The sequence below is a fragment of the Nocardia sp. NPDC058497 genome (assembly GCF_042720195.1).
Classification (GTDB): domain Bacteria; phylum Actinomycetota; class Actinomycetes; order Mycobacteriales; family Mycobacteriaceae; genus Nocardia.
The window spans coordinates 1-7,883 of record NZ_JBHXMY010000264.1; the positions used below are offsets into that span (position 1 = coordinate 1).

A 7,883-nucleotide genomic window follows, 5' to 3' on the forward strand; every position below is an offset into this window, starting at 1 on the left:
CCACATGGGGGGCGACAATCTCGCCGCTGGAGTGTCCGGAGACCATATCCGGAGTGAGGCCGAACCATTCGAGTAACCGCGCGGGGGCCACCCCGACCGCGAACAATCCGGTCTGGGCGAACAGCGTGGAATTCAGCATGTCCGTATCGTCGTGCGAACCCCAGATTACCTCGCGTACCGAGAAGCCCAACTCGGCTTCCAGCAGCGCGGTCACCTCGTCGAAAGCCGCTGCGAACACCGGGAACTCACGCGCCAACTCCGCACCCATGCCGACCCACTGAGCGCCCTGGCCAGGGAAAATCCACGCGGTCTTTCCCGTCCGTGCTACACCGAACACGGCACCGGCATGCATGTCCCCGGAGGCGAAAGCAGTGGTGGCGCTCAGCATGGCGGCGCGATCGGCACCCATCACGACGGCGCGATGATCGAACCGCGTCCGCCCGGCCACCAGCGACCAACCCACCTGCGAGGGAGCCAATTCCGGGTTCGCCTCGACGTGCGCAGCCAACCGGGCCGCCATCTCGCGCAGCGCTGGCTCCGAACGAGCCGACAACACCCACGGCCATACCGTACTCGACATCGAATCATCCACTGCCGCAGGCAGTTCCGTGCCAGGATCGTCGAGCTCCGAGGATTGTTCGATGATCACATGAGCGTTAGTGCCGCTGATTCCGAAGGAGGACACGCCCGCCCGGCGCGGACGGTCGAGTGACGGCCAGGTCTTCGTGTCGGTTGCCAGCTCGATGTGCCCGGCGGCCCAATCCACATGCGACGACGGCATGTCCACGTGCAGAGTCCTGGGCACGATCCCGTGCCGCATCGCCAACACCATCTTGATCACGCCCGCCACACCCGCGGCGGCTTGAGCGTGGCCGATGTTCGACTTCAGCGAACCCAGCCGCAACGCGGTCTCGCGCTCGCTGCAGTAGACGCTCAGTAGTGCGCGGGCTTCGATCGGGTCGCCGAGCCGGGTGCCGGTCCCATGTCCCTCGATGACATCGACCTCGGCCGGTGTCAGCCCCGCATCCTCGAGCGCGGCCGCCAGGACGCTCTCTTGCGCGGCGGCGGTAGGTGCGGTGAGTCCGTTGCTGGCACCGTCATGGTTGACGGCGCTGCCGCGGAGCACGGCCAGGATGGGGTGCCCGGCTTGCCGGGCGGTGGAACGGCGTTCGAGGACGAGCATCCCGACACCTTCGGACCACGCGGTGCCGTCGGCGGCGTCGGCGAACGCCTTGCAGCGGCCATCCGGTGCCAGTCCGCCCTGGCGGGAGAATTCGACGAAGATGCCCGGCGTGGACATGACGGTCGCGCCACCGGCCAGGGCCATCTCACATTCGCCCGAACGCAGGGAACGGGCGGCCAGATGCAGGGCCACCAGAGAGGACGAGCACGCGGTATCCACCGTCAGCGCGGGACCGCGCGTGCCGAGTGTGTAGGCGATGCGGCCCGAGGCGACACTGGTCGCGGTGCCGGTGAGCAGGTAGCCGGTCGCGTCGTCGGCTGCCTCGTGCATGCGCGGGCCGTAGTCCTGCGCCATCAGTCCGACAAACACACCCGTTGTGCTGTCGCGCAAGGTATCCGGTGCGATGCCGCTGGATTCGAGAGCTTCCCAGGCGGTTTCGAGCAGCAGTCGCTGCTGGGGATCCATTGCCTCGGCCTCGCGCGGGGAGATACCGAAGAACGCGGCATCGAATTCGGAAGCCCCGTCAAGGAACCCGCCGCGAAAGTCGGGTTCAGCGTAACCTAGCCGATCCCAGCGCCGGTCGCGGGGAACCGGCCCGGTGACCTCCCGTTCGTCGGCAATCAGGGCCCATAGCTGAGCGGGCGTCTCGATACCACCGGGCAGCCGGCACGCCATACCGGTGATGACCACCGGGTCATCCTCGACGTCGATCTTTCGCTGTCGTGTCGAAAGCGAGGCCGTGGGAAAGGGATTGCGCAGGTGATCGGCGAGCCGACGGGGATTGGGATGGTCGTAGACCGCGGTCGTGGGCAGCGCGGTTCCGTAGGACGAAAGCCGGCGGCACAGTTCGACCGAGGCCACCGAATCGAATCCGAGGTCCTTGAAGGTTGCATCGGGGTCGATGGCAGCGGGGTCGGTGTGGCCGAGCACCGCCGCCGCCATCGCACGCACCAGTGCGAGGTGATCGGTGTCCGCGTCCCCGGATTCCTCAGGCGCGGTGTTCGGACTCGGCGTACCGGTCGGTGCCGCGGATACGGCATCGGACTCGGTGTACCAGTACCGCGTGCGCTGAAACGGGTAGTGCGGCAGCTTGATTCGAGTAGGCATCGGCTCATGCACCGACGACCAGTCGATGCCGGCGCCGTGCGCATGAGCGTGAGCGAGGGCGGTGAATAGGCGGCGTTGTCCGCCCTCACCGCGCCGCAGGCTACTCACGACCAGGGCATCGCTGCTGCCATGCGCGACGAGAGTGTCGTTGAGCGCGGCGATCAGGACCGGATGAGGGCTGATCTCGACGAACCGGCGCAGACCCGCGTTCAGCAGTGCCGAAGTGGCGGCCTCGAATTGAACCGGCTGGCGCAGATTGCGGAACCAGTAATCGGCATCGAGGTCACGTGTGTCGATCAACGCGCCGGTGACCGCGGAGTAGAAGGGCACACGCGCGGGCATCGGGCGCACCCCCGACAGCTCAGCCAGCAACCGATCACGCACGGCGTCGACATGATGGGTGTGCGAGGCGTAGCCGACGGCCACCGCACGCGTCCATCGACCGGCCGCCTCGCACGCTGTGAAGAAGTCCTCGAGGGCATCGGAATCACCGGCAACGATGGTGGTCCGCGGTCCGTTGACCGCCGCGACTGTCAAGCGACCCCCATAGGGAGCGAGCAGGCCGACGACCGCGGACGCCGGCGCATCCACCACCGCCATGCCCCCGCCGGTGAGGGCACCCACCGCCCGACTGCGCGCGACCACGACGCGAGCCGCGTCGTCGAGGCTCAAAGCCCCGGCGACGTAGGCAGCGGCGACCTCCCCCTGGGAATGGCCCACCACCGCCGCCGGTTCGATACCGGCCGATCGCCACGCGGCGGCCAGAGCGACCATGACCGCGAACAGCACCGGTTGCACGACCTCGGCGGCTTCGAAACGCTCGGCCGCATCCGGTGCGCGCAGCACCTCGAGTACCGACCAGTCCGCATGGGCGGCGATCGCCACGTCGCAGGCATGCAGGGTCTCGGCGAAAACACCTCCCGCATCGAGCAGCTCCAGCGCCATGCCGGACCACTGGGGACCCTGACCGGGGAAAGTGAACACCGTGCCAGAGTCGATCGCGCGTTCCACGATCAGGTTCGCCGCAGGCATACCCTCGGCCAAGCATCGCAGCCCAGCCTTCAGCTCGTCGAGATCGTCGGCAACAACCGCCGCGCGATGAGACAGCGCCGAACGCGCCTGTGCCAGTGCGGCACCGAGTTCGGTCACCGGTTGGTTCGGATGGTGGTCGAGCCAATCCAACAGCTGCTCGGCCTGAGCGCACAGCGCTTTCCGCGAGCGCGCCGACAACGGCACCACTGTTGCGGAACGGTGCTCGGGAACGACCGCGGTGTGAACCTCGAGCGCGGGCGCTTCGCCGAGGACGACGTGGCAGTTCGTACCTCCAATACCGAAGGAGCTCACCCCCGCGATCAGCGGAAGAGCAGGGCGCGGCCACGGCCCGGTCGTTTCCTGCACCTCGATCCCCAGAGCAGGCAGATCGAGATCCCGGCGCGGGGAGGTGTAATGCAGGCTGGCGGGCAGTGCGCGCCGGTTGATGCTCAAGGCGGTCTTGATGAATCCGGCTATGCCCGAGGCACTGTCGAGATGACCGATATTGGTCTTGACCGAACCGACACGCAGCGCGGTGCCCGCCTCGCGCACTGCGCCGAGCGCGGCCGCTTCGATCGGGTCGCCGACCTTCGTGCCGGTTCCGTGCAGCTCGACGTACTGGATGTCCGCAGGATCGATATGCGCTCGTTGGCATGCGCGCCGGATAACCTGTTGTTGCGCAAGGGAATTGGGCCGAGTCAGGCCGTCGGTGGCGCCGTCGTTGTTCACCGCGCTGCCACGAATGACGCAGTAGATGGAGTCGCCGTCGGCCACGGCGGCCGCAAGGGGTTTGAGCACGACCATGCCACCACCCTCGGCGCGCACGAAACCATTCGCGCGTGCGTCGAAGGTGAAGCAGCGTTCATCCGGTGACAGCGCACCGAATTCGGCGGCGACATCGTGGTGGCGCGCGCTCAGGTTCAAGCTCACCCCGCCGACCAGCGCCTGCTCCGATTCGCCGCTGAGGATGCTCTGGCAGCCCAGGTGCACCGCCGACAGTGACGAGGATTGTGCGGTGTCGACGGTCAGGCTGGGCCCCCGCAAACCGAGAAAGTAGGAAATGCGGTTGGCGATCACACCGCGCTGCAGTCCCGGCATCGAATGACGCGTCAGCGCATCCGCACCACCGTGAAGAACCAGGGTCGCATACTCGTCGCTCGACGCGCCGACGAATACGCCTGTCGCGCTTTCGCGCAGTCGCTGCGCCTGCAGACCGGCGTCTTCGATTGCCTCCCAGGCGAGTTCGAGCATCAGTCGCTGACGAGGATCGGCGGCCGCGGCCGCGCCCGGGGACATCCCGAAGAACTCGGCGTCGAATTCATCGACGCCGTCCAACCACCCGGCCTTCCCTGCCCGCACCGCACGGGTGAAAGAATCACGGCTGCTGGTGATTTCGCGCACAGCGTCGACGCCCTCGCTGAGCAGATGCCAGAAGCCGTCGAGAGTCGAAGCCATCGGGAACCTGCACGACATGCCGATCACCGCCACCGCGTCCGCGGCGGTGTGTTCACCAGTTCGGTCGGTCATCAGAGTCCCCAATGGTCGTGGCACAGCCAGAGCTGCCCCGGAATGTCGATGGACAGGCGCGGTCAGCGCGCCGGGAGCGCGAGAATGTCGCGGATCTCGGCGATCACCGCGGCGGCGTGGGTGTTGAGATAGAAATGGCCGCCACGGTAGAGGTGCAGCCCGAAATCTGCCGTGGTGTGCTCGCGCCAGGCCTCAGCTTCGTCGACGGTCACCTGTGGATCGTTGTCGCCGAGGAACGCGTGGATCGGTGCACTCAGCGGTGCGCCGGGCTCGTAGCGATAGCTTTCGATCGCGCGATAGTCCGCGCGGATTGTGGGCAGGATCAGCTCCAGGATCTCCGGGTCGGCTAGCAGGTCGGCACTGGTGCCCTGCATCGATGTCAGCGCGTCGACCAGCCCGGCATCGGGCAGCCGATGCACCGCTTCGACCCGAGGACGGGAGGGGGCGCGCCGTCCGGACGCCAGAAGAGCCACGGGCGCACAGCCTTTCGCCTCCAACACCCGCGCTACTTCGAACCCGACGGTCGAGCCCATACTGTGCCCGAACAGCGCCAACGGCCGATCGGTCCAGGCGAGCAATTCCTCGGCGATCCTGTGCGCGAGTTCAGCAACATCGCCGATATGTGGTTCGTGTCGGCGTTCCTGGCGTCCGGGATATTGGACAGCCAGGACCTCGCAGTCCCCGGCCAGCGCGCGGGACACCGGAAGGAAATAGCTGGCCGCGCCGCCGGCGTGCGGTAGACAGGCCAGGCGCACGCCGGCCGAAGGCGCCGGATCGAATCGTTTGATCCACAAACTGTGTTCGCGGTCGTCCATCAAACCAACATCTTTCTACTGGGTCCGCTAGGAGGTACGCGAAGCGGCGATGTGGGCGGCGATGGCGTCCACGGTTCCCGCCTCCCACATCAACCGGGTCGGGATGCGCACCGCGAAGCGGCGCTCCAGGGCCCGCCGGACAGCGAGGATCAATACCGAATCCGAGCCGATCTCCGACAGGCACAGGGTCGGTACGACTTCCTCGACCGGCAGCCGGGTTTCCTTCGCGACCAGTTTGGTCACCTCGTCGAGCACCGATTCACCCGGTGCGGCAGCAGCATCGGCCAGCTGATCCTGGACTGCCTCAACAGTTTCCAATGCCGGAACCGCTACGCGACGCGCACCGGCATCGGTGTGGTTCAAGATGGCGAACCCGGTCGTGTCCGGCGTCGACACCGCCGCGGTCCACACGCCGTCGACCTGATCGTCATCGAGCAGACCCAAGGCGCGCCCACGCAGTTCGTATTCGAATGCGCCGCCGGTGGCGTCATCGAGCAGTCCGCGCCATGGCGTCCAGCCCAGCGCCAGTGACAGCGAATCCGAGCCTTCCGCGCGCAGGCGAGCCAGTGCGTCGCAGTAGGCGCCCGCTGTGGCCGTGGCCGTCCGCCCGCCCACACCGAGCAGGTGCAGCGCGGAGGAGTGCAGCACGAGGAAGTCGACGCTGGCGGGCGGGAAGAGCTCGTGCAGGGTGGTCGCGGACCCCACTGCGGCGCAGAGTATTTCGGTGTGGGCGGCCGCGTCGAAGGGGCCGAACCGCTCGGATTCGAGCGGGTTTACCGCATGGATCACCCCGCGCACCGGCAGCTCCGCGCGCAGGGTGTCGATACCGGCTCGCACCGCGTCGGGCACCTGATAATCCACCTGCGCCCACAGCACCGTGACCTCGGCCGCACGCAGGGCAGCGAGCGTCTCCGCCACCTCGTCGCGCTCGGTGACCGCGTCGACATCGGTGGCCGACAGCATGATGATGGTGCGCGCGCCGGCGTGCGCGAGCCACTGCGCCGACCGCAGTCCAAAGCTGGATTCGCCGCCGCTCACCACGTAGGCGGCGTCGGTGGCGCACACGAAATCGCCGGTGCCTAGAGATGATTCGGCCCGTTCGACACGGTATCGCCATACCGCTGCATCGGCGTCGATCGCAACGATCTCACCGGTGCCCGGCCGGGCAAGCAGTTGGCGCAGCACGGTCGCGACCCCGGTGTGGGGCGTTGTCGGCAGGTCGACAATCCCGCCCCACACCTTGTCGGCTTCGCCTCGCATGCTCTGGGCGGCTCCCCACAGCGCGGAGCCGAGCGGCGAATGAGCTGCGCGCGCGTCGCGGACCCCATCGGTGAGCAGCCACACGCGCCTGCCGGGAATCTGGGCGGCGGCTCGAGTGAGCGCGCGGAGCTCGCCGGTCAGCTCAGCGAGGCGGGTGTCCACACGGTCGCCGGTGTGCAGTGCGGTGTCCTGCACGTGAAGCACGATCGCCGCGCCCACCTCGGCAGACAGGTCCGCGGCGTGCGCGAGGCAGACGACCTCGGCACCGGCCTCGCGCAGCCCGTCACGCAGGTATGCGGCCAGTGCGCCCGAACCCACGATCGCGACCGAATCCTCCACCGCCGCGCGCTGATCGGTGTCGAGTTCCCACCGCTTCCAGGTCACCGTGTGCATCAGCGGGTTGTCGATCCCGTCGGCACGAAAGGCTGGGGCCTCGACGAATTCGGCGCCGCCCAGGTGCGCGATGGGTTGTCCGGTGGTGTCGGCGATCGAGATGTCGATGACATCGCTCATGCCCGCGCGAGCACTGGCGTGAATGCGGATGCGGTCGGTCCAGCGGCCTTCCAGTTCGACCTGCTGCACACCGGAGATCATCTTCATCGAGCGGTCCGCAGTGCCCGAGACCAGCATCGGGACGGTGAACGCGGCGTCGAGCAGCGCGGCCCAGGAAGTGGGATTGTCGATGCTGATCTCAGCGAGAACTTCCGCGGGACCCAAGCGCAATTCGTCGATGCGCCAAGCGAATGCGGAGGAAACGATGCCGCGTTTGTCGAGATTGCGAGCCAATTCGGTCGGGTCGATCACTTCCGCACAGCGCACACGGGCCGCCTCCCAATCGAAGGAGGACGCGACACCCACGAATCGCCGCTGGGTGCGGTGCGCGCTGGCGTGCACGCGCGGGGTGGCGGCGTGCTCGGTGGTCGCGGCGCGGCTGGTGATCGAGTAGGTGTGTGCGTTGC

The 7,883-nt window shown here is 67.6% G+C and carries 3 protein-coding genes; all 3 read right to left on the reverse strand.

Translation table 11 applies throughout. The annotated features are described in order from the left end of the window. Positions 1 to 4,849, reverse strand: a 4,849-nt coding sequence (locus ACFWPJ_RS18410) for a beta-ketoacyl synthase N-terminal-like domain-containing protein (protein WP_378852848.1), incomplete at its 3' end; no start/stop codon positions are given. A gap of 62 nt (positions 4,850 to 4,911) precedes the next feature. After that, complete coding sequence (locus tag ACFWPJ_RS18415) at positions 4,912 to 5,664, reverse strand: thioesterase II family protein (RefSeq protein WP_378852850.1); 753 nt, start codon at positions 5,662 to 5,664, stop codon at positions 4,912 to 4,914. A 27-nt stretch (positions 5,665 to 5,691) separates the two neighbouring features. Continuing rightward, positions 5,692 to 7,883 (reverse strand): KR domain-containing protein (locus ACFWPJ_RS18420; RefSeq protein ID WP_378852852.1); only part of this gene is annotated, 2,192 nt, incomplete at its 5' end.